The sequence below is a fragment of the Pseudomonas sp. S3E17 genome (genome assembly GCF_024168685.1).
Lineage (GTDB): Bacteria > Pseudomonadota > Gammaproteobacteria > Pseudomonadales > Pseudomonadaceae > Aquipseudomonas > Aquipseudomonas marginalis.
The window spans coordinates 450,467-477,194 of record NZ_JALJWE010000001.1; the positions used below are offsets into that span (position 1 = coordinate 450,467).

At 63.3% G+C, this 26,728-nt stretch carries 25 protein-coding genes and 2 pseudogenes; 17 read left to right on the top strand and 10 right to left on the bottom strand.

Translation table 11 applies throughout. The features are described 5' to 3' along the window. Positions 1 to 15 precede the first annotated feature (15 nt). The 3 genes from araD1 to J3D60_RS01865 are packed head-to-tail and all read left to right on the top strand — an operon-like array spanning position 16 to position 3,482. Positions 16 to 1,008: an AraD1 family protein gene (araD1, locus tag J3D60_RS01855; RefSeq protein WP_253489164.1), complete on the top strand. Its 993-nt coding sequence runs from the start codon at positions 16 to 18 to the stop codon at positions 1,006 to 1,008. A 10-nt stretch (positions 1,009 to 1,018) separates the two neighbouring features. Next, positions 1,019 to 2,599 (top strand): aldehyde dehydrogenase (NADP(+)), encoded by a 1,581-nt coding sequence (locus J3D60_RS01860; protein WP_253489168.1) that lies wholly within the window; start codon positions 1,019 to 1,021, stop codon positions 2,597 to 2,599. 19 nt (positions 2,600 to 2,618) lie between these two features. Continuing rightward, entirely contained in the window at positions 2,619 to 3,482 is an 864-nt protein-coding gene (locus J3D60_RS01865; RefSeq protein WP_065939749.1) for an SMP-30/gluconolactonase/LRE family protein, read from the top strand. Positions 3,483 to 3,493: 11 nt separating this feature from the next. Here J3D60_RS01865 and J3D60_RS01870 read toward each other — a convergent pair. After that, positions 3,494 to 3,607, bottom strand: a pseudogene (locus tag J3D60_RS01870) (outer membrane lipoprotein carrier protein LolA); the annotation flags it as partial. A gap of 29 nt (positions 3,608 to 3,636) precedes the next feature. Here J3D60_RS01870 and J3D60_RS01875 point away from each other — a divergent pair. The 3 genes from J3D60_RS01875 to araH are packed head-to-tail and all read left to right on the top strand — an operon-like array spanning position 3,637 to position 7,121. Beyond that, a complete protein-coding gene (locus J3D60_RS01875; RefSeq protein ID WP_065939750.1) occupies positions 3,637 to 4,644 on the top strand; it encodes a substrate-binding domain-containing protein in 1,008 nt (335 codons plus the stop codon). Further along, positions 4,641 to 6,143, top strand: a complete 1,503-nt coding sequence (araG, locus tag J3D60_RS01880) for an L-arabinose ABC transporter ATP-binding protein AraG (RefSeq protein WP_253493936.1) — start codon at positions 4,641 to 4,643, stop codon at positions 6,141 to 6,143. Before J3D60_RS01875 ends, araG begins: the two co-directional genes overlap by 4 nt. A gap of 9 nt (positions 6,144 to 6,152) precedes the next feature. After that, positions 6,153 to 7,121 (top strand): L-arabinose ABC transporter permease AraH, encoded by a 969-nt coding sequence (gene araH, locus J3D60_RS01885; protein ID WP_065925854.1) that lies wholly within the window; start codon positions 6,153 to 6,155, stop codon positions 7,119 to 7,121. A gap of 255 nt (positions 7,122 to 7,376) precedes the next feature. Here araH and J3D60_RS01890 read toward each other — a convergent pair whose 3' ends face one another. After that, a complete protein-coding gene (locus tag J3D60_RS01890) occupies positions 7,377 to 8,525 on the bottom strand; it encodes an aldose epimerase family protein (protein WP_253489171.1) in 1,149 nt (382 codons plus the stop codon). A gap of 136 nt (positions 8,526 to 8,661) precedes the next feature. On the opposite strand from J3D60_RS01890, the gene J3D60_RS01895 reads away from it, so the two are divergent. Beyond that, positions 8,662 to 9,429, top strand: coding sequence for an SDR family NAD(P)-dependent oxidoreductase (locus tag J3D60_RS01895; protein WP_027607585.1), 768 nt, complete (start codon positions 8,662 to 8,664; stop codon positions 9,427 to 9,429). A 77-nt stretch (positions 9,430 to 9,506) separates the two neighbouring features. Here the strand turns inward: J3D60_RS01895 and J3D60_RS01900 are convergent, their stop codons facing one another. Next, positions 9,507 to 10,103 (bottom strand): glutathione S-transferase family protein, encoded by a 597-nt coding sequence (locus J3D60_RS01900; RefSeq protein ID WP_253489174.1) that lies wholly within the window; start codon positions 10,101 to 10,103, stop codon positions 9,507 to 9,509. A 38-nt stretch (positions 10,104 to 10,141) separates the two neighbouring features. Then, complete coding sequence (gene mug / locus J3D60_RS01905; RefSeq protein WP_253489189.1) at positions 10,142 to 10,654, bottom strand: G/U mismatch-specific DNA glycosylase; 513 nt, start codon at positions 10,652 to 10,654, stop codon at positions 10,142 to 10,144. A gap of 78 nt (positions 10,655 to 10,732) precedes the next feature. On the opposite strand from mug, the gene yghU reads away from it, so the two are divergent. Then, positions 10,733 to 11,569: a glutathione-dependent disulfide-bond oxidoreductase gene (gene yghU, locus J3D60_RS01910; RefSeq protein WP_253489192.1), complete on the top strand. Its 837-nt coding sequence runs from the start codon at positions 10,733 to 10,735 to the stop codon at positions 11,567 to 11,569. 122 nt (positions 11,570 to 11,691) lie between these two features. Here the strand turns inward: yghU and J3D60_RS01915 are convergent, their stop codons facing one another. From J3D60_RS01915 to J3D60_RS01925, 3 genes are read right to left on the bottom strand one after another with little or no spacing between them, the layout of a single operon-like run. Beyond that, positions 11,692 to 12,618 (bottom strand): sugar ABC transporter substrate-binding protein, encoded by a 927-nt coding sequence (locus J3D60_RS01915; RefSeq protein ID WP_027607581.1) that lies wholly within the window; start codon positions 12,616 to 12,618, stop codon positions 11,692 to 11,694. Positions 12,619 to 12,637: 19 nt separating this feature from the next. Continuing rightward, the gene (locus tag J3D60_RS01920; RefSeq protein ID WP_065939860.1) at positions 12,638 to 13,417 is read right to left on the bottom strand and encodes a TIM barrel protein; all 780 of its coding nucleotides are present in this window, start codon (positions 13,415 to 13,417) and stop codon (positions 12,638 to 12,640) included. Then, positions 13,417 to 14,433 (bottom strand): Gfo/Idh/MocA family oxidoreductase, encoded by a 1,017-nt coding sequence (locus J3D60_RS01925; protein ID WP_065939859.1) that lies wholly within the window; start codon positions 14,431 to 14,433, stop codon positions 13,417 to 13,419. The genes J3D60_RS01920 and J3D60_RS01925 overlap by 1 nt, the downstream gene beginning before the upstream one ends. 185 nt (positions 14,434 to 14,618) lie before the next feature. Between J3D60_RS01925 and J3D60_RS01930 the strand changes: the two genes are divergently transcribed. Next, complete coding sequence (locus J3D60_RS01930; protein ID WP_253489208.1) at positions 14,619 to 16,592, top strand: sigma-54-dependent Fis family transcriptional regulator; 1,974 nt, start codon at positions 14,619 to 14,621, stop codon at positions 16,590 to 16,592. Between the two features lie 352 nt (positions 16,593 to 16,944). On the opposite strand, the gene J3D60_RS01935 is transcribed toward J3D60_RS01930, so the two are convergent. Beyond that, positions 16,945 to 17,994, bottom strand: coding sequence for a LacI family DNA-binding transcriptional regulator (locus tag J3D60_RS01935; RefSeq protein ID WP_253489211.1), 1,050 nt, complete (start codon positions 17,992 to 17,994; stop codon positions 16,945 to 16,947). 162 nt (positions 17,995 to 18,156) lie between these two features. Here J3D60_RS01935 and J3D60_RS01940 point away from each other — a divergent pair, with 162 nt between their 5' ends. Genes J3D60_RS01940 through J3D60_RS01960 form a run of 5 tightly spaced genes read left to right on the top strand, consistent with a single transcriptional unit; the run spans position 18,157 to position 22,634 of the window. Next, complete coding sequence (locus tag J3D60_RS01940; RefSeq protein WP_253489214.1) at positions 18,157 to 19,251, top strand: fatty acid desaturase family protein; 1,095 nt, start codon at positions 18,157 to 18,159, stop codon at positions 19,249 to 19,251. Between the two features lie 28 nt (positions 19,252 to 19,279). Next, positions 19,280 to 19,600 (top strand): MocE family 2Fe-2S type ferredoxin, encoded by a 321-nt coding sequence (locus J3D60_RS01945; protein ID WP_027607575.1) that lies wholly within the window; start codon positions 19,280 to 19,282, stop codon positions 19,598 to 19,600. A 2-nt stretch (positions 19,601 to 19,602) separates the two neighbouring features. After that, positions 19,603 to 20,802 carry an NAD(P)/FAD-dependent oxidoreductase gene (locus tag J3D60_RS01950; protein ID WP_253489217.1) on the top strand — a complete coding sequence of 400 codons (1,200 nt, stop codon included), beginning with the start codon at positions 19,603 to 19,605 and terminating at the stop codon, positions 20,800 to 20,802. Between the two features lies 1 nt (position 20,803). After that, on the top strand, positions 20,804 to 21,622 hold the full coding sequence (locus tag J3D60_RS01955; protein WP_253489219.1) for a sugar phosphate isomerase/epimerase: 819 nt from the start codon (positions 20,804 to 20,806) through the stop codon (positions 21,620 to 21,622). Between the two features lie 49 nt (positions 21,623 to 21,671). Continuing rightward, positions 21,672 to 22,634: a Dyp-type peroxidase gene (locus J3D60_RS01960; RefSeq protein WP_253489222.1), complete on the top strand. Its 963-nt coding sequence runs from the start codon at positions 21,672 to 21,674 to the stop codon at positions 22,632 to 22,634. Positions 22,635 to 22,773: 139 nt separating this feature from the next. On the opposite strand, the gene J3D60_RS01965 is transcribed toward J3D60_RS01960, so the two are convergent. Then, positions 22,774 to 23,646 carry an undecaprenyl-diphosphate phosphatase gene (locus tag J3D60_RS01965; RefSeq protein WP_253489225.1) on the bottom strand — a complete coding sequence of 291 codons (873 nt, stop codon included), beginning with the start codon at positions 23,644 to 23,646 and terminating at the stop codon, positions 22,774 to 22,776. 177 nt (positions 23,647 to 23,823) lie between these two features. Between J3D60_RS01965 and J3D60_RS01970 the strand changes: the two genes are divergently transcribed. Then, on the top strand, positions 23,824 to 24,330 hold the full coding sequence (locus J3D60_RS01970; protein WP_065939870.1) for a GNAT family N-acetyltransferase: 507 nt from the start codon (positions 23,824 to 23,826) through the stop codon (positions 24,328 to 24,330). Here J3D60_RS01970 and J3D60_RS01975 read toward each other — a convergent pair. Beyond that, a complete protein-coding gene (locus tag J3D60_RS01975) occupies positions 24,308 to 25,252 on the bottom strand; it encodes a GlxA family transcriptional regulator (RefSeq protein WP_253489228.1) in 945 nt (314 codons plus the stop codon). The two genes, J3D60_RS01970 and J3D60_RS01975, sit on opposite strands and share 23 nt — an antisense overlap. 172 nt (positions 25,253 to 25,424) lie before the next feature. On the opposite strand from J3D60_RS01975, the pseudogene J3D60_RS01980 reads away from it, so the two are divergent. Next, positions 25,425 to 26,052 (top strand): annotated as a pseudogene (locus J3D60_RS01980) (TetR/AcrR family transcriptional regulator). Then, positions 26,049 to 26,726 (top strand): type 1 glutamine amidotransferase domain-containing protein, encoded by a 678-nt coding sequence (locus J3D60_RS01985; protein ID WP_253489231.1) that lies wholly within the window; start codon positions 26,049 to 26,051, stop codon positions 26,724 to 26,726. Before J3D60_RS01980 ends, J3D60_RS01985 begins: the two are co-directional and overlap by 4 nt. Positions 26,727 to 26,728: the final 2 nt, after the last annotated feature.

A 26,728-nucleotide genomic window follows, 5' to 3' on the forward strand; every position in this document is an offset into this window, starting at 1 on the left:
TCTGGGAGAAGTCTGATGCGTTTAGTTCAGTTCGAGTCAAGCAACGGTGAACGCCGGGTCGGCGTTGTAGAAGGCGCCACAGTGCGCGAAGTGCGTACCGCGCGCAGCGTGCGCGAACTGGCGCTGGCCGCCATCGAGGCGGGCGTCAAGTTGCAGCAGCAGGTCGAAAGCCTGGGCCTGGGCGACAGCCATGACTACGCCGCACTGTTGGCCGACCTGAAGATTTTGCCGCCGCTGGACCACCCGGACCCGGCCCATATGCTTATCAGCGGCACCGGCCTGACCCACCTGGGCAGTGCCTCGGCGCGGGACAAAATGCACCAGCAGGCCGGCGATGAGAGCGCCTTGACCGACACCATGCGCATCTTCAAATGGGGCGTGGAGGGCGGCAAGCCCGCTGCTGGCCAGGCCGGTGTGCAACCGGAATGGTTCTACAAGGGCGACGGCAGCATCGTCGTGCGCCCAGGCGAAGCCTTCCCGGTGCCCCCGTTTGCCGAAGACGCCGGTGAAGAACCGGAAATCGGCGGCCTGTATGTGATCGGCCCGGACAGCAAGCCCTATCGCCTGGGTTTTGCAGTGGGCAACGAGTTCTCCGACCACGTCATGGAGCGCAAGAACTACCTGTACCTGGCCCATTCCAAGCTGCGCAGTTGCAGCTACGGCCCCGAACTGCGCGTGGGCGAGTTGCCCCAGCACCTGGCCGGCACCAGCCGCATCCTGCGTAACGGCGAGGAAATCTGGCGGAACGAATTCCTCAGTGGCGAGGCCAATATGTGCCACAGCCTGGAAAACCTCGAGTATCACCACTTCAAATACCGCCAGTTCCTCAAGCCGGGCGATGTGCACATTCACTTCTTCGGCACCGCCACGCTGTCATTCGCCGATGGTATACGTACCCAACCGGGCGATGTGTTCGAGATCAGCCAGGCTGAGTTCGGTGCGCCGTTGGTCAATGGCGTCGGCAGCAGCGAGGCGGCCTTTGAACCCGGCCAAGTCACCCCCCTTTAAGGAGATCAACATGACCCAGTTCCTCGGCCACAACTACATCGGCGGCCTGCGCAGCGCCAGCGGCAGCGTCAAGCTGCACAGCGTCGATGCCAGCACGGGCGAAACCTTGCCGCAGGATTTCTACCAGGCCACTCCGGAAGAAGTCGACGCCGCCGCCAAGGCCGCCGCCGCGGCGTATCCCGCGTACCGTGCGTTGAGTGCCGCGCGCCGTGCGCAGTTCCTGGATGCGATCGCCGACGAGCTGGATGGCCTGAGCGATAACTTCATCGAGTTGGTCTGCCGCGAAACCGCGCTGCCTGCCGCACGTATCAAAGGCGAGCGCGGGCGTACCAGCGGCCAGATGCGCCTGTTCGCTACGGTGCTGCGTCGCGGTGATTTCTACGGCGCACGCATCGACAAGGCGTTACCCGATCGCCAGCCACTGCCACGCCCGGACCTGCGCCAATACCGCATCGGCCTGGGCCCGGTCGCCGTGTTTGGCGCGAGCAACTTCCCCCTGGCGTTTTCCACCGCCGGCGGCGATACCGCAGCGGCGCTGGCGGCCGGTTGCCCGGTGGTGTTCAAGGCCCACAGCGGGCATATGGCCACGGCTGAGCAGGTGGCCAATGCAATCATTCGCGCGGCAGAAGCGACCGAGATGCCGGCGGGCGTGTTCAATATGATCTTCGGTGGCGGCGTCGGCGAGGCGCTGGTCAAGCACCCGGCGATCCAGGCAGTGGGCTTTACCGGCTCGCTCAAGGGCGGTCGCGCCTTGTGCGATATGGCAGCGGCGCGCCCGCAGCCGATCCCGGTGTTTGCCGAAATGTCGAGCATCAACCCGGTGATCGTGCTGCCCCAGGCCCTGCAGGTACGGGCGGAAACTGTCGCGCGGGACCTGACCGCGTCGGTGGTGCAGGGCTGCGGTCAGTTCTGCACCAACCCTGGCCTGGTGATCGGTATCGCCTCGCCGCAGTTCACCGCGTTTACCCAACAGGTCGCCCAACTGATCGGTGAGCAACCGGCACAAACCATGCTCAATGCCGGCACCCTGAGCAGCTACGGCAAAGGCCTGGAAAAACTCCTGGCTCACTCGGGCATTCAGCATTTGGCCGGTAGTACCCAGGCGGGCAATCAGGCGCAACCGCAGCTGTTCAAGGCCGATGTGCGCTTGTTGCTCGAGGGCGATGAAGTGCTCCAGGAAGAAGTCTTCGGCCCTACCACGGTGTTTGTCGAAGTGGCTGATCAAGCCCAGCTCAGCGCCGCCTTGCACGGCCTGCACGGCCAGCTCACGGCGACGATCATTGGCGAACCGGCAGACTTTCAACAGTTCGCCGAACTCACGCCGCTGCTGGAACAGAAAGTCGGGCGCATCCTGCTCAACGGCTACCCGACCGGCGTCGAAGTCTGCGATTCGATGGTGCATGGCGGCCCGTACCCGGCTACCTCCGATGCCCGTGGCACCTCGGTCGGCACCTTGGCCATCGACCGTTTCCTGCGCCCGGTGTGCTTCCAGAACTACCCGGATAGCCTGCTGCCCGACGCGTTAAAAAACGCCAACCCGTTGCGCATCCAGCGTCTGGTGGATGGCACGCCATCCCGCGATTCGCTGTAAACACTCATCAGGAGGCGTCATGTCGTGTACCGCTGTCACTGAGCACCGTGCGCAACTGGGGGAAGGCCCGTTCTGGGACGTGCCGACCCAGGCGCTGTACTGGGTCAATATCGCCGGCAAACAGGCCCTGCGCCTGATGGGCGGACAGCTGCAGATCTGGCAGTTGCCCGAGCACGTTTCGGCGTTTATCCCGTGTGAACGCGGTGATGCGCTGGTGACCTTGAGCAGCGGTGTCTACCGCCTGGACCTGGCCACCGAAGCCCTGACCCTGCTGTGCGTGGCCGACCCGCAACCGGGCAACCGTGGCAATGAAGCGCGCTGCGATGCCCAGGGCCGCCTGTGGCTGGGCACGATGCAGAACAACATCGGCGAACACGGCGAAGACTTGCCGATCACGCGGCGCTCCGGCGGTCTGTTTCGCATCGATGTCGATGCCCGGGTCACGCCGTTGCTCCACGGCCTGGGCATTCCCAATACCTTGCTGTGGAGCGAGGACGGCCGCCAGGTGCATTTCGGCGACAGCCTGGACGCCACGCTCTACCAGTATTCGATCCAGGCCGACGGCCAACTCGAGCCCGCAACGCCGTGGTTCGGGCCGCACTTGCGCGGCGGGCCGGATGGCTCTGCCATGGACAGTCAAGGCTACATCTGGAACGCCCGTTGGGACGGCAGTTGCCTGCTGCGCCTGACGCCCGAGGGGGAGGTGGACCGCATTATCGAGTTGCCCGTGAGTCGCCCCACCAGTTGCGTATTCGGTGGCCCCAACCTCACCACTTTGTATATCACCAGCGCCGCCAGCCCATTGGATCACCCTCTGGACGGCGCGGTGCTGGCCATTGAAGTCGATGTCCCCGGCATGCCTTGCCATCGCTTTGCCGGTTAGCTGCACCGCTTCACTGTAGGAGCGAGCTTGCTCGCGAAAGGCCTGAGCGCGCCGTGTGCATTCAGGATGTACGCGTCATCGTTAACGTTTTTCGCGAGCAAGCTCGCTCCTACAAAAAACAGCAAACAAAAAACAACAACAAGGAGTCACCCGTATGAATCATCGTCGTCGTGGTATCCGTTCCCTGTGCTGCGCCGCTGTGGCGGTCTCGGCCATGAGCTTGAGCGGGCTGTTGCTGGCCGCTGAAGAAGTGAAGATCGGCTTCCTGGTCAAACAGGCCGAGGAACCGTGGTTCCAGACCGAATGGGCCTTTGCCGAAAAAGCCGGCAAGGAACATGGCTTTACCGTGATCAAGATCGCCGTGCCCGATGGCGAGAAAACCCTCTCGGCCATCGACAGCCTGGCCGCCAACGGCGCCAAGGGCTTTGTGATCTGCCCGCCGGACGTGTCCCTGGGCCCGGCGATCGTCGCCAAGGCCAAGGCCAACGGCTTGAAAGTGATTGCCGTGGATGACCGTTTTGTCGACGCCAAGGGCAACTTCATGGAGGACGTGCCGTACCTGGGCATGGCCGCGTTTGAAGTGGGCCAGAAGCAAGGCGCCGCCATGGCCGCCGAAGCGAAAAAACGTGGTTGGGTCTGGAAGGACACCTACGCGGTGATCAACACCTTCAATGAACTCGACACCGGCAAGAAACGCACCGACGGCTCGATCAAATCCCTCGAAGAAGCCGGTATTCCCAAGGACCACATCCTGACGGCTGCACTGAAAACCCTCGACGTCCCCGGCAGTATGGACGCCACCAACTCGGCCCTGGTCAAGCTGCCCAGCGGCGCGAAAAACCTGATCATCGGCGGCATGAACGACAACACCGTGCTCGGCGGCGTGCGCGCCACCGAAAGCGCCGGTTTCGCTGCGGCCAATGTGATCGGTATCGGTATCAATGGCACCGACGCCATCGGCGAATTGAAGAAAGCCAACAGCGGCTTCTTCGGCTCGATGCTGCCGAGCCCGCACATCGAGGGCTACAACACTGCGCTGATGATGTACGAGTGGGTCACCAAGGGCACCGAGCCGCCTAAATACACGGCCATGGATGAAGTGACCCTGATCACCCGCGCCAACTTCCAGGAAGAACTGACCAAGATCGGGCTGTGGAAATGACGGCGGCGGCCCTGCGTTTTGACGCTATCGGCAAAACCTTTCCCGGGGTCAAGGCGCTGGACGGCATCAGCTTCACCGCCCACCCGGGGCAGGTGCACGCCTTGATGGGCGAGAACGGTGCCGGTAAGTCGACGCTGCTGAAGATCCTCGGCGGCGCCTATATTCCCAGCAGCGGCAGCGTGCAGATCGGTGCGCAGACCATGGCGTTCAAATGCGCCGCCGACAGCATCGCCAGTGGCGTGGCGGTGATCCACCAGGAACTGCATCTGGTGCCGGAAATGACCGTCGCCGAAAACCTGTTCCTCGGGCATTTGCCCTCGCGCTTCGGCGTAGTCAACCGGGGCCTGCTGCGCAAGCAGGCCCTGGCTTGCCTCAAGGGCCTGGCGGATGAAATCGACCCCGAGGAAAAACTCGGGCGCCTGTCCCTGGGCCAGCGCCAACTGGTGGAAATCGCCAAGGCGCTGTCCCGTGGCGCCCATGTGATTGCCTTCGACGAACCCACCAGCAGCCTGTCGGCGCGGGAGATCGACCGGCTGATGGCGATCATCGCGCGCCTGCGGGACGAGGGCAAAGTGGTGCTCTATGTGTCGCACCGCATGGAAGAAGTGTTCCGCATCTGCAACGCGGTCACCGTGTTCAAGGACGGCCGCTACGTGCGCACCTTCGATGACATGAGCGCGCTGACCCACGACCAGTTGGTGACCTGCATGGTCGGCCGCGACATCCAGGACATCTACGACTACCGCCCGCGCGAGCACGGCGAGGTGGCGCTCAAGGTCGACGGTTTGTTGGGCCCGGGTTTGCGTGAGCCGGTCAGTTTTGAGGTGCGCAAAGGCGAAATCCTTGGCCTGTTCGGGCTGGTGGGGGCAGGGCGCACGGAGCTGTTCCGTTTGCTCAGCGGTTTGGAGCGCGCCAGCGCCGGCAGCCTTGAGTTATGTGGGGAGGCCCTGCAACTGCGCTCGCCCCGCGACGCCATCGCCGCCGGTGTACTGCTGTGCCCGGAAGACCGCAAGAAGGAAGGCATCATTCCGCTGTCCAGCGTCGCCGAGAACATCAATATCAGTGCCCGTGGCGCCCATGCGTCGTTTGGCTGGCTGTTGCGCGACGGTTGGGAGAAGGGCAACGCCGACCAGCAGATCAAGGCGATGAAGGTTAAAACCCCGACTGCCGCGCAAAAGATCATGTACCTGTCCGGCGGCAACCAGCAGAAAGCCATTCTCGGCCGCTGGCTGTCGATGCCGATGAAGGTCCTGCTGCTCGACGAACCGACTCGCGGCATCGACATCGGCGCCAAGGCCGAGATCTACCAGATTATCCATAACCTCGCGGCCCAAGGCATTGCGGTGATCGTGGTGTCCAGCGACCTCATGGAAGTGATGGGCATCTCCGACCGCATCCTGGTGCTGTGCGAAGGCGCGATGCGCGGCGAACAGACCCGCGAACACGCGACCGAATCCAACCTGCTGCAACTGGCCCTGCCGCGCGGCCTGGCGAACTGAGAGAAGACCATGACCACTCAAAACAACGCGCTGCCGACGGCACGCAAACCCCTCGATATGCGCGCACTGCTCGACAACTGGGCGATGCTGCTGGCGGCGGTGGGCATCTTTGTCCTGTGCGCTTTGCTCATCGATAACTTCCTTTCGCCGTTGAACATGCGCGGCCTGGGCCTGGCGATTTCCACGGTGGGCATCGCCGCCTGCACCATGCTGTTCTGCCTGGCATCGGGGCACTTCGACTTGTCGGTAGGCTCGGTGATTGCCTGCGCCGGTGTGGTGGCGGCGATTGTGATGCGCGATACCGACAGCGTCATGCTGGGCATCGGCGCGGCGCTGCTGATGGGCCTGGTCGTGGGGCTGATCAACGGCATCGTGATCGCCAAGCTGCGGGTCAATGCGTTGATCACCACCCTGGCGACCATGCAGATCGTGCGCGGCCTGGCCTATATCTTTGCCGACGGCAAGGCGGTAGGGGTATCCCAGGATCAGTTCTTTATCTTCGGTAACGGCCAACTGCTGGGCGTGCCGGTGCCGATCCTGATCACCATCGTGTGCTTCCTGTTTTTCGGCTGGCTGCTCAACTACACCACCTACGGGCGCAACACCATGGCCATCGGCGGCAACCCGGAAGCGGCGTTGCTGGCGGGGGTGAATGTCGACCGCACCAAGATCCTGATCTTCGCCGTGCACGGCCTGATCGGCGCATTGGCCGGGGTGATCCTCGCCTCGCGCATGACCTCGGGTCAGCCGATGATCGGCCAGGGTTTCGAACTGACGGTGATTTCTGCCTGCGTGCTGGGTGGGGTGTCGCTGAGCGGCGGCATCGGCATGATCCGCCATGTGATTGCAGGTGTGCTGATCCTAGCGATCATCGAGAACGCGATGAACCTGAAGAACATCGACACCTTCTACCAGTATGTGATCCGCGGTTCGATCCTGCTGCTGGCGGTGGTCATCGACCGCATGAAACAACGTTGATGGTGGTAAGCAAGCCCGTTGTCGTTGGGCTGCGAAGCGGCCCCAACACAGTCACTGCATTCTTCCAGGCTGAACCGGGTTGCGGGTTTCAGGGCCGCTTCGCGCCCCAGCGCGGGGCAAGCCCGCTCACCACAACGGTTTGATCCTGCTGCTGGCGATGGTCATCGACCGCATGCAACAACGCTGATGGTGGTAAGCAAGCCCGCTCACCACAAAAAAAGCCCGCTTCGTTAACCGAAGCGGGTTGATGTCAGGTTAATCAGCGGAGAACTTGAAGACGGTGTTCTGGGTATACGTCTGCCCTGGATTCAAACGGGTCGAGGCAAACGTCGGTTGGTTAGGCGCATCCGGAAAGTGCTGGGTCTCCAAGGTGAAACCACTCCAGTGCAGGTAGGTCTTGCCACCTTTGCCCTTCACCGAACCATCAAGGAAGTTGCTGGTATAGAACTGCACCCCCGGTTCGCTGGTGTAGAGCTGCAAGCGCCGGCCTGACGCCGGGTCGTGCACCTCGGCGGCGAGTTGCTTGACGTCGCCCTTGGTGTCCAGCGCCCAGTTGAAGTCAAACCCGCCCTGTTTCGGCTCGGCAAACTTGAGCTGCGGGTGATCTTCCTTGATGTGCTGGCCGATCGGGGTGGGCTTGAGGAAGTCCATCGGCGTGCCCTTGACCGGCGCGAGTTCGCCGGTGGGAATCAAGGTGGCATTCACCGGGGTGTAATGGCTGGCATGCAATGTAGCGACGTGCTTGAGGATGTCGCCGTTACCCGCACCGGCCAGGTTGAAGTAGCTGTGGTTGGTGAGGTTGAGTACCGTCGGCTTGTCGGTGGTGGCCTTGTAGTCGATGTGCAGTTCGTTCTTGTCGTTGAGGCGGTAGGTGACTTCGGTTTTCAAATTACCGGGAAAGCCCATCTCGCCGTCCTTGGACAGGTAGCTCAGCTTCACGCCGACTGAGTCCTTGTCCTTGACCTGCTCGGCCTTCCACACCTGCTTGTCGAAGCCCTGGGCGCCGCCATGCAGTGAGTTGGGGCCGTCGTTGAGCGGCACCTGGAAGCGCTTGCCGTCGAGTTCAAAGGCGCCGCCGGCCAGGCGATTGCCGAAGCGGCCGATGGTTGCGCCGAAAAACGCCGTACCGGCTTGATAGCCTTGTACGTCGTCAAAGCCCAGCACCACGTCGTCGACCGTGCCGTTTTTGTCCGGCACTTTCAGCGACTGCAACACGCCGCCGTAGGTGATCACCGTGGCTTGCATGCCGTGGCTGTTGCGCAGGATGTACTGTTCGACGGCAGTGCCGTCGTTGGTTTTACCGAAAGGTTTTTGCTCGCTGCTCAGGCCGGCCGCCTGGGCGCCGCCGCTGGCGATCATCATGGACAGCGCCAGGCCGGACAGCAGGTATCGAGGGTGCTTCATGGTCGAACTTCCTTTTGTTGTTTTGAGTGGAATAGTTCTACTAATAGCGATATTTTGTCGGTTGGACAGCGAATTTATAGCCTTTAAAGCCGATTTCGTAAAATAAAATAAGACTAATTGATCGAGGCATCCTTTTATGAGTACTGAACACGCCGTTTATCCCGACCTCAAGGGCAAGACCGTACTGATTTCCGGGGGCGCCTCGGGGATCGGCGAATTCATGGTGCGCGCCTTCGCCGTGCAGGGTGCCAAGGTCGGGTTTGTGGACCGCGCGCAAAGCCAGGGCGAACGCCTGGCGGCGTTGTTGAGTTCCCAGGGGCATGCCGTGGAGTTCGTGTGCTGCGACATCACCGATGAAATCGCCTACAAGGCGGCCATAGGGCGCTTCGAGCATTCCCTGGGGCCGATCAGCGTACTGGTGAACAACGCCGCCAATGACGTGCGCCACACCCTGGAAGAAGTCGATTCGGAAACCTTCGACAAGCTGATCTCAGTCAACCTCAAACACGCCTTCTTTGCCGCCAAGGCCGTCGTGCCGATGATGAAACGCGCCGGCAGCGGCTCGATCATCAACCTCGGCTCCGTCGGCTGGATGATGGCCTCCGCCGGCTACCCGGTATACGCCGCCAGTAAGGCCGCCGCCCACGGCATGACCCGCGCGCTGGCACGGGAGCTGGGGCCGAACCGTATCCGGGTGAACACGCTGGTGCCCGGTTGGGTGATGACCGAAAAACAGCTGGCCATGTGGGTGGATGACGCCGCCAAGGAACTGATCAGCCGCAGCCAGTGCCTGCCCGGCAGCGTACTGCCGGAACACATCGCCAATATGGCGCTGTTTCTCGCGTCCGATGCCTCGGCGATGTGTTCGGCGCAGAACTTCATCGTTGACGGCGGGTGGGTCTGAACCGAACACTCTCGTTCAGATAACACAGACCAGTGTGGGAGGAGGCTTGCCTCCTCCCACATTTGAAACTGTGTCGCTTATTCGATGGGATAACGCTTGAACGCCGGATGCCGCTCCAGCCGCTCGGCATGCCGTTGCAGGTTGGGAAATGCATCCGCCTTGACCACCGATGCCACGGTGAACTGGCTGAACGACCAGGCCACCGCCGCCGTAATCGACGCCTGGGTCAGTGCTTCGCTGTCGCCCAGCTGCTTGTCCAGCAACCCATAGGCCGCGAGCAATTGCCCGCTCACGCGCTCAAGCCACGGTGCATGCAGCTTCTCGGCCGGGCGCAGGTTATGTTCATAGACGATCTGCACGCTCTTCTCACAGGCCGCCAGCGCCAGTCCCAGAACGTGCAAGTCCTTGGCCAGTGCCGCAGGTTGCCGGGGCAACAGCTTCCTGTCAGCCGGGGCCAGGGTTTCGAGGTACTCCAGGATCAGGCTGGAGTCCATCAACACCGTGCCATCGTCCAGCACCAGGGTAGGGGCCTTGACCACCGGGTTGATCTGCGCAAATTCGTCGAAGGTGCGGAACACGGACAGGGGTTCATGCATGAAATCCACCCCGTACAGGTCCAGGGAAATGGCCACGCGGCGCACGTAGGGCGAGTCCAGCATGCCGATCAGTTTCATGAAGCCTCCATTGCTGTCAGGGTGACGAGCCCAAGAGATTAAGGGCACTCGGTCGCCCGGCGCAATTGTTGATACGCCTGCACCAACTGCTCCAGGCTGAACGCCAGGTTGCGTCCGCTGGGATTGGGCAGTACCCACACTGACGCGCCGCCCAGCGCCTTTGGCTGCAAGCCCCAGTCGATCTCGCGTTGGCCGCTCAACGCGCTGTAGCCGGGCTTGCCCAGGAACGCCACGAAGCGCGGCGCGCAGTGGCGGATCTTGTGTTCGAAGCCCGTCGCGGCCTGGGTGAACTCATGCCGTGCCAATTCGCCCGCGCTGGCCGTGGGACGTTCCACCAACGTGGTCAGGCCGCAGTGGTAGTGCAGCAGCGTACGCCCGTGTTCGGGGCGGATTTCATGGGGCGTGAAGCCGGCCAGGTGTAGGGTGCGCCAGAAGCGGTTGCTGCGGTTGGCGAAATGCAGGCCGAGGGCGGCGGAACCCTTGCCGGGGTTGATGCCGCAGAACACGACCTTCAGGTGATTGGCGAGAATATCTTCAAGTCTGTCGGCCATGTGGGGTATCTGAATGTGAGCCAATCGGTAAGATGCGCTTTGAATTCATCCATCCCAAGCGCCTCAGGAGCAGTGAGCATGACCGATTCATCCAGCTATGTCCCACCCAAGGTCTGGACCTGGGACGCCGAAAGTGGCGGCACCTTCGCCAGCATCAACCGGCCCATCGCCGGCGCCACCCATGAAAAGCAATTGCCGGTCGGCAAGCATCCGCTGCAGCTGTATTCCCTGGCCACGCCCAATGGGCAGAAGGTCACCATCCTGCTCGAGGAACTGCTGGCCCTGGGGCACAGCGGCGCGGAATACGACGCCTGGCTGATCAAGATCGGCGACGGCGACCAGTTCGGCAGCGGCTTTGTCGGGGTCAACCCGAACTCGAAGATCCCGGCCTTGATGGACCACAGCGGCGCCCAGCCGATTCGCGTGTTCGAGTCCGGCGCGATCCTGCAGTACCTGGCCGAGAAGTTCGGCGCCTTCTTCCCCACCGAGCCGGCGGCCCGCGCGGAATGCCTGTCGTGGTTGTTCTGGCAGATGGGCAGTGCGCCCTACCTGGGCGGCGGCTTCGGGCATTTCTATGCCTATGCGCAGAGCAAGATGGAATACCCGATCAACCGCTTTGCCATGGAAACCAAGCGCCAACTGGATGTGCTGGACCAGCGCCTGGCCGTGAGCGAATACATCGCCGGGGATGAATACACCATCGCCGATATCGCCATCTGGCCGTGGTACGGCGGGTTGGTCAAAGGTCGCTTGTATGGGGCGGCCGAGTTTCTCTCGGTGCACGAGTACAAGCACGTACAGCGCTGGGCGGACGCGATTGAGGCGCGGCCGGCGGTGCAGCGTGGGCGGCGGGTGAATCGGGTGTCGGGCGAGGAACAGTTGCCCGAGCGCCATGATGCAAGTGACCTGGACTGATTGAGATCCAAGTGTGGGAGGGGGCTTGCCCCCGATGGCAGTGGATCAGTCACGGATGTATCAACTGACCCACTGCCATCGGGGGCAAGCCCCTCCCACATTTTGATCGCCTTATCTTCGATTTACTTGTAGCGCTGTTCGAACACCGCCACCTGTTCGGGCTTGATGAGCTCGAACGGCACCCACACCTCGGACTCGATCGGCTCGCCCTTGATCATCCTGATCGCCGACTGTACCGCTTGCGTGGCCTGGGCCTTGGGGTCCTGGAATACCGACGCCGTGAGCATGCCGCGCTTGATCGCCGCCAGACCATCGGGCAAGCCGTCGATGCCGATAATCGCGATCTCGCCCTTGGCCTTGCCCGCCTGTTGCAAGGCCATGGCCGCGCCAATCGCCATTTCATCGTTATTGGCCACAATCGCATCGAACTGCGTGCCGGCCAGCAGCCAGTTGCTGGTCAGGTCCATGCCCTTGTTGCGTTGCCACTCGGCGCTTTGCTGCTCCACCACCTTGATGCCGGGAAAGTCCTTGAGCACCTGCTTGACGCCTTCGGTGCGGTCATGGGTGGCGTTCTGCGCGAGGTCGCCCATGATGATCGCCACATTGCCCTTGCCGCCGAGTTTTTCCGCGAGGTAGCGCATCTGCAGTTGCCCGGCCTCGATATCGTTGGACGCCACGGTGACCACACCCTTGGGCAAGGTGCGCTCATCCGGGTGGCGGTTGACGTACACCAGTGGCGTTTTGGCCGCCACGGCGGCGCGGGTCATGTTGGCGGTGGCGGCGGTGTCCACCGGCAGCACGATCACGGCGTCGACTTTCTGGTTGAGAAAGCCTTCGACCTGGTTGAGCTGGCGCACCACGTCGCCCTGGGCGTCTTCGAACTGGATCTGCACGTCCTGTTGCTTGGCGGCATTTTCCAGGCCGGTGCGCACGTAGGTCATGAAGTTATCGTCGACCCGCGCGATGCTCACGCCGATGCGATACGCGGCGAAGGTCCATTGGCTGAACAGCAGTAAAAACGCAGCAACAAGCAATGAATAGCGATGCATGAGGGTGTTCCTTTTATTGTTATAGGGTGAACGCTTGACGGAAACGCTCCAGGGCCAACTCGCTGTCGCCGCTGGCCCAGCCTTCGAGGCCGACCACGCCGTTGTAACCCATGGCGTGCAGGGCCCTGGCTATGGCCGGGTAGTGGATTTCGCCGGTGCCGGGCTCCTGGCGTCCGGGCACGTCGGCCACCTGGATTTCACCGATGGCGCTGCCTGCGCGCTGGATCAGCTCGATCAGGTTTCCTTCGCCGATCTGCGCGTGGTACAGGTCCAGGTTCATCTTCAGGTGCGGGCTGCCCACGGCTTCGATCAGTGCCAGGGTGTCGTCGGCGCGGGCGAACGGGGTGCCGGGGTGGTCGACCTCGGTGTTGAGATTTTCCAGCAGGAACACGCGGCCTGCGTCTTCGCCCAGGCGCGCGATTTTTTCCAGCGCCTTGCACGCGCTCAGCCACATGCGTCCGGTGGTCTGGCTCACGGGCTGCACCGGCAGGCCGCCGTCACCCAGTCCGGTGCCATGCAGGTTGAGGCTGGGGCAGTTCAGGCGCTCGGCAACGCCGATGGATTCGCGCGCGCTGTCGAGCAGTTGGCGGATACCGTCGGGGTCGGTGAGGGTGCCGCTGATATAGCCGGTCATCGAAGTGAAATCGGCGCCGGTGGCGGCCAGGGCGCTGATGTCTTTATTGGTCCAGTTCCAGATTTCGGCACTGAAACCCAGTGCATGGATGCGCTTCACGCGCTCGACGAAGGGCAGGTCGAGAAACACCATCTCGGCACTGATCGCCAGTTTGAACGGGCTCATCAGCGGGCTCCCTGCACGGCCACGGCCTTGCCGGTCTCGAACGACTCGATACAGGCGCGGGCGATCGCCAGGGCGGCGCGCGCGTCTTCACCACTGGCCATGGGCTTGGCGCCACTGCGCAGGCAGTCGACAAAGTGGTTGAGTTCGGCGATGTAGGCGTCGCGCAGCAGGTCGGTGTCCATGCGCTGGGTGTCGGCCTGGATGCCCTCGGCCAGGTAGCGCACCAGGTCGGAGTCGTTGAGGCTGCCCATGCTCAGCATGCCGGCGCTGCCGAACACTTCGCCGCGCACGTCGTAGCCATACACCGCCTGGAAGTTGGCCTCCGCGGTGGCGATGGCGCCGTTGTCGAAGCGGATCGCGACCACGGCGGTGTCGAGGAAGCCTTTGCTTTTGTATTCCGGTGCGATCAGTGCGTCGGCCATCACATACACCTGCACCGCTTCGGCACCGGGGTTGAGGTAGCGCAGGGTGTCGAAGTCGTGGATCAGGGTTTCCAGGAAGATCACCCATTGCGGCGAATTGGCCGGGTTGTTGAGTGCCGGGTCGCGGGTCAGCGAGCGCAACAACTGCGGCGTGCCGATGCGGCCGGCCGCCACGTCGAGGTGGGCCGTGCGGAAGCTCTTGGCGAAACGCCGATTGAAACCGACCTGCAGCGGCACGCGCGCATCGGCCGCGGCGGCAATGGCGCGGTCGGCTTCGTCGAGGGTGATGGCCATGGGTTTTTCGCAGAAGATCCCCTTGCCGGCACGGGCGGCGCTGATCACCAGTTCGGCGTGGCTGCGGGCGGGGGCGGCGATGAGGACGCCGTCGATGTCCGGGTCGTCGAGCAGCTGTTGCGGGTCGGTGTAGACCTTGCCTACCCCCAGTTCGGCCGCCAGGCGTGCGGCTTGGCCGGGAGTGGGGTCGGCGATGGCGGCGAGGGTTGCGCCGGGGATGTGTCGCGCAGCGGTCAGGCCGTGGAAGCTGCCCATGCGACCTGCACCGATCAAGCCCAGGCGGATGTTCTGTGTACTCATGAAATGACCCCTTTTTATTGTTGGCCGCAGGACAGCCCTGACTGGCAAAGGGGCAGGAGCAAAGGTTATGCCAATTTATAACTGTCTGATAACTAAGGATTTATAAAATACAATAAACAAAATGTGTTCATTCTGATGACATGCCTATACTGACATGTCAAAAACATGAACATGGATACCGCCCGATGAGCATGGCGTTCAGCGTACAAGACCTCGACTACCTGACGGCCCTGGGGCCTGCGGCGCTGAACGACGGCCCCGTGGCTGCGCTGGAACAGGCGTGGCGCGCGTGCCTGGCCGGGCAGGTGCAGCGCCCGGCCGAGGTGCGGCAGGTGATCTGGGATTCCTGGCGCCGCAGCGTAGAGGCGGGTATCGACCCCACTGACAGCCGGTACCGCTTCGTGGCACCCCACGACCTTTCCGCCACTCTGGCCACCCACCGCGTCCTGATCGCCGCCGCTGCGCAGGTCATGCATGGTTTGCTGGCCTATAACCCGCGAGGGCATATCAACCTCACCGACGCCGACGGCACCACCCTGTATTTCTGCGGGCTGGACATCACCCCCGTCGGCAGCCGCCTGCTCGAATCGGTCCAGGGCACCAACTTCACCGGCCTGGCCCTGGCCGAAGACCGCTTGGTGTACGTGCTGGCCGAGGAGAACTTCGGCAGCGGCCTGCGCCAACGCCGCATGCACTGCGCCGCCGCGCCGATCAGGAATGCCCAGGGCCAGACCCTGGCGATGCTGACCCTCACCGCCGAACCCGGCTGGTTTCACTTTCACACCCTCGGCACCGTGCAAGCGGCTGCCGAAGCGGTCTCCCGCCAAATGGCCCTGCAAGCGCTGTTGGAAGAGCAGCAAACCGTGCTCGAAGTGCTTAACGAAGGCCTGGTGGTGCTCGATGAGCGTGGCTGCATCAAGGCGCTTAACCGTTATGCCCGGCAACTGTTCGGGGTGGGGCTGGAGCTGATCGGCAGCCCCTTCCAGCGCCTGGGCCGCAGTGAGCTGAGTGACGCCATGCTTCTACGCGGCGGTGAGCCGGTGCGTGACCTCGATTGCACCTTCCACCTGCACGACCGCAGCCAGCTCGCCTGCCTGGTCTCGGTGTGCCCGCTGGAGCAGGGCGGGGTGATCGTGTCCCTGCGCGAGAACCGCCGCATCCGTGAAATCACCCGGCGCATCATCAGCACCCAGGCGCGCTACACCTTCGACACTATCCAGGGCACGTCGCGGGCGATCCAGGACGCACTGCACCTGGGACGCATCGCCAGTCGCAGTGAATCCACCACCCTGATCCTCGGCGAAAGCGGCACCGGCAAGGAGCTGTTCGCCCAGGCCATCCACAACGCCAGCGACCGCGCCAACGGCCCGTTCGTGGCGGTCAACTGCGGCGCGATCCCACGGGACCTGGTGCAGAGCGAGCTGTTCGGGCATGTCGAGGGCGCGTTTACCGGCTCGGCCCGGGGCGGGTCGGCGGGCAAGTTTGAACTGGCGGATGGCGGCACCATCTTTCTGGATGAGATTGGCGATATGTCCTTCGATGCTCAGGTCAGCCTGCTGCGGGTGTTGCAGGAAGGCGAGATCACCCGCGTCGGCGCGAAAAACTCACGGCCAGTGGACGTACGCATCATCGCCGCTACCCACCGCAACCTCAGCCAGGCGGTGGTCGAAGGGGCGTTCCGTGAAGACCTCTACTACCGCCTCAACGTACTGAACCTGACCGTGCCGCCGCTGCGCATGCGCCGTGAAGACATCCCGTTGCTGGCGCGGCACTTCCTCACGCGCTGCGCCCGTTCGCTGCGCAAAGCGGTGCAGGGCTTTGCCCCGGATGCGCTGGAAGTGCTCTCGGCCTACGCCTGGCCAGGCAATGTGCGCGAGCTGGAAAACAGCATCGAACGCGCCACCAACCTGGCGACGGGCGAACTGATCCAGGCGGCCGATCTACCCCTGGAAACCAGACCGCGCGCTACGCTGCGCCACCACGAACCTCAGCCCGCCCAGGACCTGAGCAGCCACGAAATGCACGCCATCGTCGCCGCCCTCAAAAGCACCGGCGGCAACATCCGCCTGGCCGCCCGGCAACTGAACGTATCGCGGGGTGGGCTGTACAACAAGATGAGTCGGTTCGGGTTGAGTGCCGCAGATTTTCGCGGCGCATAGGGTCGAAATGTGGGAGGGGTTTTGCCCCCGATAGCCATAGGTATCTACCCAACGTTGGCTCAACGCTGAAAGCGCGGCAGATAGGGCTGTCGTGGTGAGCGGGCTTGTCCCGCGCTGGGCTGCGCAGCAGCCCCAAAACCAGCCTCTACAGAGTGTCTGATACACCGCGATCTTCTTGACTGGGGCTGCTGTGCAGCCCAGCGCGGGACAAGCCCGCTCGCCACAGGGAGATTTGTCAGGGTCTGAAAAGTTGCGTAGATACCCTTGCCCCGATAGCGGAGTGTCAGACATCCACTTAACTGATCCGCCGCCATCGGGAGCAAGCCCCCTCCCACATTTTGATCTCCATGTATCAGGCACACATGTTCTCCGACGTCACAATCTGCGGCGCGATATGCACCCGATGCCGCCCCGGATCAAACCCCTCGGCACTCTGCAATTCCACCAGCAACTGCACCAGCGCGTTCGCTGTCTGCCTGGGCTGTGAATCCATCACCACATCGATCAACCCCTGGCTCAGCGCCTGGCGTGACAGCTGCGTGGACTCCTGCAAAATGCAGCACAACGCCGGGCGCTTGGGCAGTTGCGCCAGGGCGCTGATGATGCCGTCGCCGCCACCGCCCACCACGCACAGGCCACGCAGGTGGGTGTGGCGGGTGAGCAGGTCAAGGGTGGCTTCTTCGGTGATGTCGCAGTTGTCCAGGTTGATCAGCGGCTCCAGCGGTTTGAGCCCTGGGGCGTGTTCGGCGAGGTAGCTGTGCAGGCCTTCGACCCGTGCCTGGTGACCGAGGAAGCGATGGCCGCCGAGCAGGATCCCCACGCTGCCTTTGCGTGCGCCGCAGGTGCGGGCGAGCAGCCAGCCCATGGTGCGCCCGACTACGTGGTTGTCCTGGCCCACGTAGGGTTCAAGGGCTTGCTCGTGAATATCCGAGAGCAGCGCCACCACCGGCACACCGGCCTCGCGGATCTGCGCCAGGCAGGCGTTGATCAGCGGGTGGGCGAAGCTGACCACCGCCAGGCCGTCGCACTGCACGGCCAGTTGCTCGATCTGCGCGACGATGGCGCTGGGTGTGCGGTCGTTGATGTAGTCGAATTGGCAGGTCAGGTTGGCGCTGGCGTGATGCTGCGCCGCCTCGCTGATCGACTGCGCCAGGTGGGCATAGAACGCCTGGGCGGTGCCCAGCAGCAGGATGCCGAAGCGATAGGTCGGCCGGCGTTCGCGTATGCGTTGGCCGATCAACCGCGCCGCAAAATAGCCCACCGCTTCGGCAGCCTGGAACACCTGCTCGGCCGTTTGCGGATTGACCGGCGCGCGCGCATTCAGCACGCGGTCGACGGTGGCCACGCTGAGGCCCGCATGGGCGGCGACGGTGGCGATGGTCGGGCGTTTATTGTTGTTCATGACAGCCCCCTTGAGCGTCTTGATAGAAAACTATCAAGCCCCGCTGGGCCTGGATGATAGCTTGATAGGGAATGGATTCAAGGCCTTGAGGGTGATTTAGCCGCGCTCTATCGTTGGTTTCGCAAAGCACCTGAAACCTCTCGCTTGCGGAGAACAATAACAATGCCTGAACACACCGCTCACACCGCTCGGCGCGACTACAGCCTCACCGGCCCCGAAGCCGCCCGCGCGGCGGAAAAAGGCCTGGTCTCGGCCAGTTGGTACCAATCGCCGATTTCCCGTAAACGCATGAAAGAACTGATGCAACGCCGCGACGGCCCGGCCTTGCTCGACACTGCTATTTGGGCGGCCGCGCTGTTGGCCACCGGCTTCGGCGGCTACTGGTTCTGGGGCACGTGGGCCTGCGTACCGTTCTTCCTCGCCTATGGCGTGCTGTACGGCACCGCATCCAACCCGCGCTGGCACGAAACCGGCCACGGCACCGCGTTCAAGACCCGCTGGATGAACGACGTGCTGTACCAGGTCGCGAGCTTCATGTGCATCTTCGAACCCCACGTGTGGCGCTGGAGCCATGCCCGGCACCACACCGACACCATCGTCGTCGGCCGCGACCCGGAGATCGTCGAGCCTCGCCCGCCGAGCCTGCCGATGATGTTTCTCAGCCTGTTCAACCTGCCCCTGGCCTGGAAGACCTTCAGCGGTGTGGCGCGCCATGCCATCGGCCAGATGAGTGCCCAGGAGGCGGACTTCATCCCCGAATCCGAGTGGCCCAAGGTGTTCCGCGCCGCGCGTATCTGGGTGGGCATTTATGCGCTGGTCATCGGCACCGCGTTGTACCTGCACAGCTGGTTGCCGCTGATGCTGGTTGGGCTGCCCAGTATTTACGGCGCCTGGCTCGGCTACGTGTTCGGCCTCACCCAGCATGTGGGCCTGGCCGAAGATGTGCTCGACCACCGCAGCAACTGCCGCACGATCTACATGAACCGCGTGCTGCGCTTTATCTACATGGACATGAACTACCACCTTGAGCACCACATGTACCCGATGGTGCCGTACCACGCCTTGGCGCAATTGCACGACGAGATCCGCAGCGACTGCCCGCCGCCGTACGCCAACCTGTTCGAGGCGTACAGGGAAATCATCCCGACGATCTGGAAGCAGCGCAGCGATCCGACTTACTTCGTCCAGCGTCCCATCCGCCCCAGTGCTGAACCGGCCGCCAGGGCCCCGATGCATGCAGAAGCCACTGCCGGCTGAATCCCACCCAAGAACAAGAGAAAACGCCATGAACGATCAATGGATCGACGTCTGCGCCGTGGGCGAAATAGACGCGGAAGACGTGCTGCGCTTCGACCACGGGGCGCACACCTACGCGGTGTTCCGCTCGGCGGACAATGAGTTTTTCGCCACCGCCGGCCTGTGCACCCACGAGAAAATCCACCTCGCCGACGGCCTGGTGATGGACCATGTGATCGAGTGCCCCAAGCACAACGGGCGCTTCGATTATCGCTCGGGCAAGGCCTTGGGCGCGCCGGTGTGCGTCAACCTCAAGACCTACCCGGTACGGGTCGAAGCGGGGCGGGTTTTGCTCGCCGTCACGGCTTGATGATGAACGCAGCCCTGATCATCGTCGGCGCCGGCCATGCCGGTGGCCGCGCGGCATTGACCCTGCGTGAAGAAGGCTACAGCGGGCGCCTCATCCTGATCGGCGACGAACCGCACGTGCCCTACGAGCGGCCGCCCCTGTCCAAGGGCCTGTTGCAGGGCAATATGGACCTGGCCGGCTGCAGCCTGTGCGACAGCGCCCGGCTCGCCGAGTTGGGCATCGAACATATCGCCGGTAACCCGGTCCGCGAACTGGACCCGCCGCAGCACCGCCTGCAATTGGCCGACGGCCAGTGGCTGTCCTACGCCGGCCTGTTGCTGGCCACCGGGGGCAGGGCGCGGCGTCTGCCCCAGGCGCAGGCCAACGTGTTGTACCTGCGCACCCACGATGAAGCGCTGGCGCTGAAATCCGCGTTGCGGCCCGGAGCGCGGCTGGTGATTGTCGGCGGCGGGTTTATCGGCCTGGAAGTCGCGGCGACCGCTCGTGGCCTGGGCTGTGAGGTGACGGTGCTCGAAGCCGGGCCACGCTTGGCGGGCCGGGTGCTGGCGCCGGTCATCTCCGAAGCGCTGCTGCAGGTGCATCGCCAACACGGTGTCGACGTGCGCTTGAATGTGGCGTTGGAGTCGATCCATGCAGAGGCGGTGCAACTGGTGGACGGGCAGTTACTGCCCTGCGACCGGGTTGTGGTCGGCATCGGCATGCAACCGAATATCGAGCTGGCCGTGGCGGCGGGGCTGGAGGTGGGGCAGGGCATTCGCGTCGACGCGCACCTGCGCACCAGCGCGCCGGACATCTACGCGGCAGGTGACGTGTGCGAGTTTCGCCTCGGCGGCGAGTACCAGCGCCAGGAAACCTGGCGCAATGCCGAGGCCCAAGGGCGGCATGCCGCACTGAACATGCTCGGGCGTGATGAGCCGTTCGAAGCGCTGCCCGGCTTCTGGTCCGACCAGTACGACTGGGGCTTGCAGACCGTGGGCGTGATCACGCCGCTGACCGTCAGCCGTGCCTTGCCGGGCGCGGGTCTGTTGCTGTTCTACCTCGACGCCGACCAACGTTTGCAAGGCGCCTGCGGCTGGGGCCCCGGCAACAGCGTGGCCAAGGACGTCAAGCTGTGCGAACGCCTGATCAGCGCGCGCATCGCCCTGAACGCGGCCAGCCTGGCCGACCCCGACGTGTCCCTCAAACACCTGCTGCGAGGCTGATATGCGCCAATTCCTGGTATTCCAATCCCTCTGGGCGATGCACACCGAGCCCGGCCCCATGGAGGCCCAACTCGACCGCATCAAGGCCGCCGGTTTCGACGGCATTACCGATCACTATTGGCAAGCCGCCGATGTCGCGCGCCTGCACGCCGCCGCCACGGCGCGGGGCTTGCAGATCGAAGGCCAGTTGTTCCCGCAAAGCGTCGACGACCTGGCGGCCGCACTGGATGTGATCAGCCGCCATGGCTGCCACCACCTCACCCTGCAAGCCGATGTGCGCCCGCGCAGCCAAACCGAAGCCGCCCGCTTGATCGAAGGCTGGCAACGCCTGGCCGAGCAGGTGGATTTTCCGGTGCTGCTGGAAACCCACCGCTATCGCCTCACCAACGACCTGTTGTTCACCCTCGACCTGCTGGCGCAGATGCCCGATTTGAAGCTGCTGGCGGACCTTTCTCACTACGTGGTCGGCCGCGAGCTGCCCGAGCCCGGCGCCGTTGAAGACGATGAACAGATCCGCACGATCCTGCGCCACAGCTGGGGCTTTCATGGCCGTGTGGCCAGCAGTGAACAGGTGCAGGTGTCGCTGGCGTTCCCCCAGCACCAGGCCTGGGTGCAACGCTTTACCCAGTGGTGGCGCTATGCGATCGAGGACTGGCTGGCCCGCCCCGACACCCCGCACAGCCTGTCCTTCACCTGCGAACTGGGCCCGCCGCCCTATGCCATCACCGGTGCCGATGGGCGTGAAATCAGTGACCGCTGGGCCGAGGCGTTGCAGCTCAAGGCGTTGATTCGCGACGTGTGGCAGGCGTGCCGGAAATGATCTGCTAACCTGCGCGGGTTCACTCCCGCCCTTAGCCTGGATTTGCCCCATGCCGACTTCCTCCGTTCAGCCGCCTCTTGAACCGCAGTCCGTCTGCCACCCGATCACCAGCAGCGCGATCTTTATGGTCGCCACCGTCGCCCCTGGCAGTGAAGACAGCGTGCGCGCCTGGTGCGCAGACATCGCCGGGCTGGTGCGTTCGGTGGGCAAACGCGTGCCGGCGGGCAACCTCACCTGCGTCTGCGGCTTTGGCTCGCAGGCCTGGGACCGCTTGTTCGGCACGCCGCGCCCGGCGGCGTTGCACCCGTTTCGCGAATTCGGTGTAGAAGGGCGCATGGCGGTGTCGACGCCCGGCGACATCCTCCTGCATATCCGCGCCGAGCAGATGGACCTGTGCTTTGAACTCGCCACCCAGCTGATGACAGCGTTGGGCGATAGCGTGAAGGTGGTGGATGAAGTCCAGGGTTTCCGCTACTTCGACATGCGCAGCATCATCGGCTTTGTCGACGGCACCGAGAACCCGGTGGGGCGCAAGGCCGTGGGCTTCACCATCGTCGGCGACGAAGACCCCGAATTCGAAGGCGGCAGCTACGTGCTGGTGCAGAAATACCTGCACAACATGACCGCCTGGAACGGCCTGACGGTGGAAGCCCAGGAGAAGGTGATCGGGCGTACCAAACTGTCGGATATCGAGTTAGGCGAAGACGCCAAGCCGAGCAATGCCCACAGCGCCCTGACCGTGATCACCGACGAGAACGGCGAAGAAGTCAAAATCCTGCGCGACAACATGCCCTTCGGCCGCCCCGGTGCCGGGGAGTTCGGCACCTACTTCATCGGCTACGCACGCTCGCCGCAGCCGCTGGAGCAGATGCTGGAAAACATGTTCGTCGGTCGCCCGGCAGGCAACTACGACCGCTTGCTAGACTTCAGCACGGCGGTCACCGGCGGGTTGTTTTTCGTGCCGTCGGCTGACCTGCTCGAAGCACTGGCGGAACGTACGGGCGGGCTGTAAAGCAAAGCAGTTCAAATGTGGGAGGGGGCTTGCTCCCGATGGCGGTGGGTCAGTTAAAGATGCATTAACTGACACGCCCTCATCGGGGGCAAGCCCCCTCCCACATGAGATTCATGTTGGGTTGAGACGCGGGTTTATATCAACTCAGCAGCCCGGTACTGACTGCCACAATCAGGAATACCCCCAGCAGCGCGCGATAGATCACAAACGGCCAGGTGGAGAACTGCTCCAGGAACTTCATCAGGCCCCAGATCGCGAAGAATGCCGAGACGCTGGCCACCACCAGCCCGAACAACAAATGCGGCCAGGCATGGGCGGGCATATCGGCATGCAGCAGCACCCACAGCTCCTTCAAGCCGGCGAGGGCGATGGCGGGCAGGCCCAGCAGGAAGGAGAAGCGTGCGGCTTCTTCGCGTTTGAAGTTGAGGAACAGGGCCGCGGTGAGGGTCGAGCCGGAACGCGATACGCCCGGAATCAACGCGCCGATCTGGGCGACACCGACGATCAGCGCATCGCGCAGGCGCATCTGGCTGACCTCGCGTGTATGCCGGGCGCGCAGCTCGGCCGCCGCCAGCAGCACCGCCATTCCCACGCAGGAAATACCGATCACCAGCAGCCCGCGCAGCGGCGAATTGCAGGCGTTCAGGGTCGACGACAAGGCCAGGCCGGCAATTCCGATCGGAATGGTCGCCAACACAATCGCCACCGCGAGCTTGAACCATGGATCGTTGTAGTCGCCCCGGCGCACCGCGCCGATGCTGCCCGTGGTCACTTGGCGCACATCGCGCCAGAAGTAACTGACCACCGCCGCCAGTGCCGCCAGCTGCATGGCCGCCGAAAACGCCGAACCGGGGTCTTGCCAGCCGAGCAGGGCGGGCACCACACGCATATGGGCGGTGGAGGAGACCGGCAACAATTCGGTAATGCCCTGGATCACGCCCAGGATAAAGATCTGCAGGTAATCCAGGGAGGCGAAGCCCACATCCAGGCCGGCGGTACAGACGTTGGTCAAAGTGCGTGTCCTTGAAAAAGTGGCGAGCCGGCGGAGTTTATTCGAAATGTTTCAGCGCTTCGGCAGGGCTCGTCGCTATTTGCAATCGGTTCAGCAAGTAGAAAGGTTCGCGGCGCTATTGGACTGCGTCGAGGTTTTGTGAACAATGGCGCCCTGCGTTTTTTGACCGAGAGCCCCATGCCTGAAACCACCGTGGAATTGATCCAGACCGGCCCCGAAGAAGCCGAGTTGATCCGCAATCTCTACCAGTACTACGCCTATGAATCGTCGGACTGGGAGCAGGAAGATGTCGAGGCGGACGGCCGTTTCTACATCCATGACCAGCACCTGAACCGCTACTGGCAAGACCCGCACTGGAGCGCCAACCTGTTGCTGGTGGACGGCTATATCGCCGGCTTCCTGCTGATCGAAGGCAGCGAGTTGCCGGGTGTCGACGCCCTGGAACTGGCCGACCTGTTTATCCTCAAGCGTTATCGTCGCAAAGGCATCGGCCGCGCCATCGCCACCCAGGTGTTGTGCAGCGGCGAGGCAGATTGGCTGGTGCGGTTTTATGATCAGGACGAAGTGTCCCAGGCGTTCTGGCGTACGGTGCTGGATAACCTGCCGCGCCCGGTGCACGCCCTTGAGCTGGCGGATGACCCGCAGTTGATGAGTTACCTGGTTACGCGGGCGGTGTTGCATTAAAGGTGTGCTGCATCGCCTGGGGCGGCTGCCCGAACGCCCTTAAAAACGCCTGGCGCATGCGCTCGCGATCACCGAAGCCGGTTTCGCGGGCCACCACTTCCACCGGGTGGCGGCTGGTTTCCATCATCGCCCGTGCGGCTTCAACCCGCAGGGATTCGATGGCCTTGGCCGGCGTCTGCCCGGTTTCTTCGCGAAATACCCGGCTGAACTGGCGCGGGCTCAGCCGGGCCACCTCGGCCAGGGCGTCCACCGACAAGTCATGGGTGAGGTTTTCGCGGGCGTAGGCCAGGGCCAGTTGCACACGGTCGGACTTGGGGTCCAACTCCAACAGTGCAGACAACTGCGATTGCTCGCTGCCCCGGCGCTGGGCGATCACCAGCTTGCGCGCAATGCGCCGGGCGAGGTCGCTGCCCAGGTCGCTCTCCACCATGGCCAGCGCCATGTCCACCCCGGCACTCATGCCGGCGCCGGTCCATACCTGGCCGTCAACGATAAACAGCTTGTCTTCTTCCAGGCGGATGTCCGGGTAGCGCTTGCGAAAGGCCGGCGCGTGGATCCAGTGGGTGGTGGTGCGCTTGCCGTCGAGCAAGCCGGCTTCGGCCAGCACGAAGATGCCCATGCACAACGAGGCGACACGCCGCGATTGAGCCGAGGCGGCCTTGACCAGTGCCAGCAGGTTGGCCTCGGGCAGGCGAAACTCCAGGTAACCGCTGACGATCAGCGTGTCATAGCCTTGGGGCCGCAGGGGCGAGGTGTTCACGGAGAAGCCCTGGGACGTCATCACCGCGCCGCCGCTTTCCGACACCAGGTGAAACTCATAGGCAGGCTCACCGCGCAGCAGGTTCGCGCACTCGAACACCGAGCCCAGGCTGAGGCTCAGGGATTGGAAGTTCGGGTAAACCATCAGCGCAACGCTGTGCATCGCATGTCTCCAGGGGCGTGGGAGGGTGGATTGTCGGCGGCTGCCGGGAAAACGGCAACCGACTTCGGGTCATGTCCGGAATCCTTGCGCATATGACATTGTGAGGGGTTGGCGTGGCCCCTAACATTCCCTCAACGAACTAGACGACTGGTCTAATCGGACGGAGTGAAGCATGAACAGCCCAACCAAAGGTGCACGGCAGACCATTCTTGATACGGCGCAATCCATTGTCGGCCGCAAAGGTTTTTCTGCGGTGGGCTTGAACGAAATACTGCAAGCCGCCGAGGTGCCTAAAGGCTCGTTCTATCACTACTTCAACTCCAAGGATGGCTTCGGTGTCGTGTTGCTCGACACCTACTTCGACAACTACGTGCACGGCATGCAGCAACTGTTCGACCAACCCGGTCTATCCCAGCACGCCAAGTTGATGCGTTATTGGCAGGCCTGGATCGACAATCAGACCGGCTGCACCGACGCGGGCAAATGCCTTGCCGTCAAACTGGGTGCGGAGGTGTCAGACCTTTCAGAGCCCATGCGCCTGGCGCTGGAACGTGGCACGTCGCGCACCATCGATTTACTTGCCATCGCCATACAGCGCGGCCTTGAGGACGGTTCCCTGACCGTCGTTCAAGCCCCTGCAAGCCTGGCCAGGCGCCTGTACGCGCTGTGGCTGGGGACCAGCGTCATGAGCAAGATCACCCGTACATCCGCGCCCTTTGATGAGGCGTTGCTGCTGACCCGACAGCTGTTGGGTTGCCCTGGACACACAGACATTCACTGATCGAGGCACTGGAAAATGAAAGTATTAATGGTACTGACCTCTCACGACCAGCTTGGCGACACCGGCCGCAAGACCGGCTTCTGGCTCGAAGAATTTGCCGCACCCTATTACGTGTTCAAGGACGCCGGCGCCGAACTGGTGCTGGCGTCCCCGGCCGGTGGCCAGCCGCCCCTGGACCCGGTGAGTGACGCGCCCGACGCGCAAACCGAGCAGACTCGCCGCTTTGCCGCCGACCCTGCCGCGCAACAGGCCCTGGCCAGCACGGTCAAGCTGGACACGGTCAACGCCGCCGACTTCGACACGGTGTTCTACCCAGGTGGCCACGGCCCGCTGTGGGACCTGGCAGAGTCGCCGGTGTCCATCGCCCTGATCGAGTCCTTCGAGCGTGCCGGCAAGCCCATTGGTTTTGTCTGCCACGCACCGGGCGCCTTGCGTCACGTCAAGGCCGTCAATGGCGAGCCGCTGGTCAAGGGCCGTCGTGTCACCGGCTTCTCCAACTCGGAAGAAGCGGCGGTGGGCCTGACCGATGTGGTGCCGTTCCTGATTGAAGATGATTTCAAGGCACTGGGGGGCAACTATCAGAAGGGCGCCGACTGGCAATCCTTCGTGCTCGAAGATGGTTTGCTGATCACTGGGCAGAACCCTGCCAGTTCCAGTGACGTGGCCAAGGCACTGCTCAAACTCACCGCGTAAGT

Excerpts from the sequence above, each read along its gene's own strand:
- araD1 (WP_253489164.1), top strand. The coding sequence starts at position 16 with ATGCGTTTAGTTCAGTTCGAGTCAAGCAACGGTGAACGCCGGGTCGGC.
- J3D60_RS01860 (WP_253489168.1), top strand. The coding sequence starts at position 1,019 with ATGACCCAGTTCCTCGGCCACAACTACATCGGCGGCCTGCGCAGCGCC.
- J3D60_RS01865 (WP_065939749.1), top strand. The coding sequence starts at position 2,619 with ATGTCGTGTACCGCTGTCACTGAGCACCGTGCGCAACTGGGGGAAGGC.
- J3D60_RS01875 (WP_065939750.1), top strand. The coding sequence starts at position 3,637 with ATGAATCATCGTCGTCGTGGTATCCGTTCCCTGTGCTGCGCCGCTGTG.
- araG (WP_253493936.1), top strand. The coding sequence starts at position 4,641 with ATGACGGCGGCGGCCCTGCGTTTTGACGCTATCGGCAAAACCTTTCCC.
- araH (WP_065925854.1), top strand. The coding sequence starts at position 6,153 with ATGACCACTCAAAACAACGCGCTGCCGACGGCACGCAAACCCCTCGAT.
- J3D60_RS01890 (WP_253489171.1), bottom strand. The coding sequence starts at position 8,525 with ATGAAGCACCCTCGATACCTGCTGTCCGGCCTGGCGCTGTCCATGATG.
- J3D60_RS01895 (WP_027607585.1), top strand. The coding sequence starts at position 8,662 with ATGAGTACTGAACACGCCGTTTATCCCGACCTCAAGGGCAAGACCGTA.
- J3D60_RS01900 (WP_253489174.1), bottom strand. The coding sequence starts at position 10,103 with ATGAAACTGATCGGCATGCTGGACTCGCCCTACGTGCGCCGCGTGGCC.
- mug (WP_253489189.1), bottom strand. The coding sequence starts at position 10,654 with ATGGCCGACAGACTTGAAGATATTCTCGCCAATCACCTGAAGGTCGTG.
- yghU (WP_253489192.1), top strand. The coding sequence starts at position 10,733 with ATGACCGATTCATCCAGCTATGTCCCACCCAAGGTCTGGACCTGGGAC.
- J3D60_RS01915 (WP_027607581.1), bottom strand. The coding sequence starts at position 12,618 with ATGCATCGCTATTCATTGCTTGTTGCTGCGTTTTTACTGCTGTTCAGC.
- J3D60_RS01920 (WP_065939860.1), bottom strand. The coding sequence starts at position 13,417 with ATGAGCCCGTTCAAACTGGCGATCAGTGCCGAGATGGTGTTTCTCGAC.
- J3D60_RS01925 (WP_065939859.1), bottom strand. The coding sequence starts at position 14,433 with ATGAGTACACAGAACATCCGCCTGGGCTTGATCGGTGCAGGTCGCATG.
- J3D60_RS01930 (WP_253489208.1), top strand. The coding sequence starts at position 14,619 with ATGAGCATGGCGTTCAGCGTACAAGACCTCGACTACCTGACGGCCCTG.
- J3D60_RS01935 (WP_253489211.1), bottom strand. The coding sequence starts at position 17,994 with ATGAACAACAATAAACGCCCGACCATCGCCACCGTCGCCGCCCATGCG.
- J3D60_RS01940 (WP_253489214.1), top strand. The coding sequence starts at position 18,157 with ATGCCTGAACACACCGCTCACACCGCTCGGCGCGACTACAGCCTCACC.
- J3D60_RS01945 (WP_027607575.1), top strand. The coding sequence starts at position 19,280 with ATGAACGATCAATGGATCGACGTCTGCGCCGTGGGCGAAATAGACGCG.
- J3D60_RS01950 (WP_253489217.1), top strand. The coding sequence starts at position 19,603 with ATGAACGCAGCCCTGATCATCGTCGGCGCCGGCCATGCCGGTGGCCGC.
- J3D60_RS01955 (WP_253489219.1), top strand. The coding sequence starts at position 20,804 with ATGCGCCAATTCCTGGTATTCCAATCCCTCTGGGCGATGCACACCGAG.
- J3D60_RS01960 (WP_253489222.1), top strand. The coding sequence starts at position 21,672 with ATGCCGACTTCCTCCGTTCAGCCGCCTCTTGAACCGCAGTCCGTCTGC.
- J3D60_RS01970 (WP_065939870.1), top strand. The coding sequence starts at position 23,824 with ATGCCTGAAACCACCGTGGAATTGATCCAGACCGGCCCCGAAGAAGCC.
- J3D60_RS01975 (WP_253489228.1), bottom strand. The coding sequence starts at position 25,252 with ATGCACAGCGTTGCGCTGATGGTTTACCCGAACTTCCAATCCCTGAGC.
- J3D60_RS01985 (WP_253489231.1), top strand. The coding sequence starts at position 26,049 with ATGAAAGTATTAATGGTACTGACCTCTCACGACCAGCTTGGCGACACC.